The organism is Microcoleus sp. B4-C1 (assembly GCF_036705285.1).
In the GTDB taxonomy this organism is placed as follows: Bacteria; Cyanobacteriota; Cyanobacteriia; order Cyanobacteriales; family Microcoleaceae; genus Microcoleus.
The window spans coordinates 1-3,446 of sequence record NZ_JAUBUC010000185.1; the positions used below are offsets into that span (position 1 = coordinate 1).

At 47.9% G+C, this 3,446-nt stretch carries 4 protein-coding genes; all 4 read right to left on the reverse strand.

What is annotated here, in order from left to right:
• Window positions 1-666: 666 nt before the first annotated feature.
• Window positions 667-1,101: a hypothetical protein gene (locus QUB26_RS31390; RefSeq protein WP_333321220.1), complete on the reverse strand. Its 435-nt coding sequence runs from the start codon at window positions 1,099-1,101 to the stop codon at window positions 667-669.
• Window positions 1,102-1,134: 33 nt separating this feature from the next.
• Window positions 1,135-1,935: a ParA family protein gene (locus QUB26_RS31395; protein WP_333321222.1), complete on the reverse strand. Its 801-nt coding sequence runs from the start codon at window positions 1,933-1,935 to the stop codon at window positions 1,135-1,137.
• 243 nt (window positions 1,936-2,178) lie between these two features.
• Window positions 2,179-2,364 (reverse strand): zinc ribbon domain-containing protein, encoded by a 186-nt coding sequence (locus QUB26_RS31400; RefSeq protein WP_445299660.1) that lies wholly within the window; start codon window positions 2,362-2,364, stop codon window positions 2,179-2,181.
• Window positions 2,365-2,534: 170 nt separating this feature from the next.
• Window positions 2,535-3,446 (reverse strand): ATP-binding protein (locus QUB26_RS31405; protein ID WP_333321223.1); only part of this gene is annotated, 912 nt, incomplete at its 5' end.

The following is a 3,446-nucleotide window of genomic DNA, read 5'->3' on the forward strand; positions in this document are numbered from 1 at the left end:
GTAACTACGGCCAAATATGACAGGCGTGGGGAGGAAACTAAGCGGCGGGCCGTGCAGCATTTGGAGTTTTAGGGCTTGAGAGAACTACATAAGATTGATACAAAGTGGATAAGACAGACATCTAGGACTGCTATATCCTGAAAATACAACGGGGATTAAAATCCTCCGAGTCGGTTCCCTCTCAGCACGCTTTGTGTCTTCTGAGTTTCACGCATCCCGTGAGGTTTGGATGAAACTTATACAGCAGATTCCAGGCAAATAGAGTACACCTTAATCCCAAGCACTTACCAAAGGCACTTACCAAAATGGTTGACAAACCCTTGCAACCGTACTCCATAAACCTGGAAATTGCTGTGGCAATTTATTTAGGATTTAAGTAAGTCGGCGCTTTAAAACGCAACTATGTAAACGATGTAAAGTGTCCAAATGCTCTCTACTGGCTGACTTAAGCCTATTTACATACTGTTACATTATTCGGTTTAATCCCGCCTACCTACTTATGCAACTATCCCAGGAATAGGGGCAACACTCACCATCAAAAATTCGTTCTTTTAATGTTTGATTAGTTTTGATGGTAACACAACCGATGGAGCTCGTCACGCGAAGCAGTTACTCCCTAAAAGTCCTAAGTAGTCCAGAGAATCAGCGATTAAGATTTACTCCCTATCAGCGCCCGGATAGCATTGTAATCAGCCGCCTCAGCTTTCCAGCAAGTTTTCTTGAATCGTAGCGGCACTTAGCTTCTACCAAGATTTTTTCCATCAGCTCAGATGAAGCTACTGCTTGCAGCCATGCAGCTTCTAAAAATACTTCTACAGTCACTCCTTTTTCTTTGCAAAATCTCGTCAAATTAGCATCTATTTCGGCATCTAAAACAACAGCAGAATGGCGGCGAGTTGGCGGAATTTTCGCGAGTTCGGCTTTTAATTCCTCTAAGGTTGAATTGTCACCAGTGGTTTCTTTTGAAGGTTCGTTCGCCGGAGTTGACTGTTGGGTAATTTGTTCGCTCTCCTGTTTGGGGGCGATTAAAGTATCTTCTCGGCTTGGAACAACTGTTCGCTTGCGGTTGGAACGAATTTTGTCGAGGATGCTGTCACTCATAAAAAAGCTCGGTAGGTGGGAAACTTAGCGCACTTAGACCGGAGTTTCTGACTGTACTTTTTGTTGTAAAAGAGACTCGATTTTGGCGAGCAGTATTTCAAAGGGATATTCTAAGTCGGGATGTCCTAATTCGCTGAGAGTTTGGCGTTTGTTAATGGCTTTTTTGTACTGTTCGGATTCTCGGATTGAAGGGAGAATTAATTCGTTTTCAACTTCGTCTTTCATTCCTTCTACGGCAAGGCGGCTTTCTAGGGTTTGAGTGTTGCCAATCCAGCGGTCGCGGAAGGGCAGCACTCCTAGTACGGTAGCGTTGGTTGCTTTGACATCTCTCATGGAGTTGAGCAAGTCGAGTGTCCGCACTAGGGAACCGTAGCCTTTGACGGAGGCTTCGGCGGGTACGATTACGGTGTCGGCGGCACCGATTGCGGTTAAGCAAATCTGCGAGCGCTGCGGGGGTGCGTCAATGATACAAAATTTGAAGGCTTCGGCAACAGGTTCGAGGCGGCGCAGCAATAGGGTAGCGCCGACACCGCTGCTGGATAGGTAGTCGGCGGCGGCGTCTAGTCCGTCGTCGGAGGGAATTAGAAACAAGTTGTCGCTACCTTCGACTGGATAGATGCCGTCTTCGATGGGTACGGATTTTTTGAGAACTTCCAGCAATGTGGGCTGGTTGGGTTGCAGTTCTAGCCCCAGGTAGGTGGTCAGGTTGTGTTGGGGGTCGGCGTCGATAGCCAGTGTGGGATAGCCCCGGCTGGCTAGGAGGCGGCTCAGGAATAGAGATGCGGTTGTCTTGCCCTGCCCCCCGGACAGGGACGCGATGGCGACTGCGATCATGGCTTTAGGGACATGGGATGGGGTTTTCTATATATATCGTCATCTAAAAAACGAAAATAGTCAATATCTAAATTACTAAAAAGCTAATTTTATTATTTTAGTAATTAAATTTTTACCATAAAGCTAATTTTATAAAATGACTAAAAGCTCACTTACTAAAATTAGCAAGTGAGCGCAGTCCTTACCATACCAGAGTTACCCCAAGTAGCGTAGAGGGGTAGCCACCGAGAGGTTCCAACTCAGTCAAGCGTTACTTCCGGTCTGCCCGACCGTAGTTGCTTTACGCAAAATGTTAATCGCCGCGTTTTCATTCTTGTCTGCTACGTATCCACAGTGAGAACATTTATGAGTTCTGGTACTCAATGTTTTTGCCACGTTATGCCCGCAATTTGAGCAGTTCTGGCTTGTGTCGCGCGTGGGAACGGTGATCGCTTGTTTTTGAAGAGGATTTTTTTGACTAAACTCATGTCATAGTAAGGCGTGGCGCGTGTTTAAAAGGCGCGGCGCGTGTTTAAAAGGCGCGGTGCGTGTTTAAAAGGCGCGGCGCGTGTTTAAAAAGGCGCGGCGCGTGTTTAAAAGGCGCGCCGCGTGTTTTCTCGCTATAAAACATAATATGACGCGCGGCCTTGACCCTCTAATTTCAACTGGTTGGCATCAGTCAACTTCCGCAGCAGGCGACTAGCTTGGTCTTCGCTGATACGACAAAGTTCCACAGCTTCTTTTCTGGTAATTCTGCCGTGAGTCCTTACATATTGAAGCACCATTTGCTCTTGCTGAATGGGTTCAAAGCCAGCTTGCCGAACGTAATCAGCGGATTGTCCCAGTTCTCGGTAAACTAAGGGGCTAAGGGTGTAGGTGCGTCCTTTTTTGACGCCACGCGCTTCTACCAAACCAGCTTCAACTAATCGTTCTAACACGCTGCGGGCGATCGCTTCATCTCGCTGAATGGCACGGGCGAGAGTAGCCGTGTCTAACCGTCTTTCTTGTCGCAATTGTCCGATCGCGATTAAAGAGTCAACGGGGAGTGGGCAATGACTGCGATTTTCCTCTTCAATCACTACGCGCAACAGTCCTAAGTCGGCTTCCCCCCCTGGCAGTCTGACGGCAACTGAATGAGAGTTTGTGCTTCGATAATCAGGGGCGGATCTTCCGTAGCGCAATAACCCCTGATAGATTAAATCTACACCGCGCCCAGTTCGTTCGGCGAGTCCGATGCGTTTAATGGCATCGGCTAGAAAGGGGTTTCTCGGTCGGGGTTCTACGACTAGCAAGTTATCTAAACTGACACCTTCAACAAAACCCCCTGGGTTGCTGATGGTAATTCCGTAATCTTCCCAGCGGATGTGAACGGCTCCCAATTTAGTGTAATCTCGGTGGATGAGGGAGTTGACTGAGGCTTCGCGAAAGGCGCGGCGATCGTAGTTGGGAACGGGAACGCGAAATAAACCGATCTGCACTTCATCTTCTTCGACACGCACCTCGAACTGTTCCATGACTCGCTCAAACAGTTT